Origin of the sequence: Streptomyces alkaliphilus (assembly GCF_014141535.1) — a bacterium.
Classification (GTDB): domain Bacteria; phylum Actinomycetota; class Actinomycetes; order Streptomycetales; family Streptomycetaceae; genus Streptomyces; species Streptomyces alkaliphilus.
Window position 1 is genome coordinate 1 of the sequence record NZ_VKHT01001422.1, and the last position, 966, is coordinate 966.

Genomic DNA, 966 nt, shown 5'->3' on the forward strand with positions numbered 1-966 from the left:
GGGGACACCGACGCCGACGCCGACTCCGCTCCCGGCGGTACCGGGCCGGACACCGACGCGTCCGACTCCGAGGGGGAGGCCGGGGAGGAGGCCGATTCCGCCGATCCCGGCGCCGCCGGGGACGGTTCCGCCGACTCCGGGACGGAGACGCCGGACGGGTTCACCGTGATCACCGACGAGCGCTACCGGTTCTCCATAGCCCTGCCCGACGGCTGGGCGCGGATCGGGACCGCCGGTCGGGACTCCGGCGCCATTCACGGCCCGCCCGGCGGCGGACCACCCAAGGTGCAGGTGGACTTCACCCGCACGCCGCAGCCGAACGCCGAGTCGGCCTGGCGGGTCCTGGAGCCCGCCGTGCGGGGGAGCAGCCCGGGCTACGAGCAGATCGGCATCGAGACGATCGAGTGGCGGGACTACCCGACCGTCGCGGACTGGCAGTTCGTCAGGAACGAGGGCGGGCAGCGGGTGCGGGTCCTCAACCGGGGTTTCCGGGTGGACGACAACCGCGGTTACGCCGTCATGATCACCTGCGTCGAGAAAGCCTGGGACGACGAGGAGTGCCGCACCGTTCGGGACACCGCCCTGGCCACATTCAGGCCAATGGACTGACCCGGAGTTGACAGATCGTGGGCGTGATATGCCCACGGCACGTATCGTGTGCATCCGGTCTCCGTGGTCGTGCGACGCGCGGGTCCGGAGGAACGGTCGGGACCGCCGGTCCCGCCGGTCCGCCGACGCCCCGCCCCGGCACCCGGGGGTCCCCCGCGGGCCCGCCGGGCGTCGGTCGTGACGACGGACGCGCCGGCCACATCCCGAACACGTTCACCGGAACCTCCGGAACGCCCGGAACGTCCGCGACATCGGGTACCCCGGCCCGCCCGGGGTGCCGGCGGTGTCCCGGGGCGCCGCGGGCCGTACCCGGTCCCGGCCGCGCGGCGTGAACCCACCGCGCGGACGGGGGAGTCG

At 74.3% G+C, this 966-nt stretch carries 1 pseudogene; it reads left to right on the plus strand.

Going from position 1 to position 966, the window contains the following annotated elements:
- Positions 1 to 609 (plus strand): annotated as a pseudogene (locus FNQ90_RS24865) (serine/threonine-protein kinase); the annotation flags it as partial.
- Between the last annotated feature and the right edge of the window lie 357 nt (positions 610 to 966).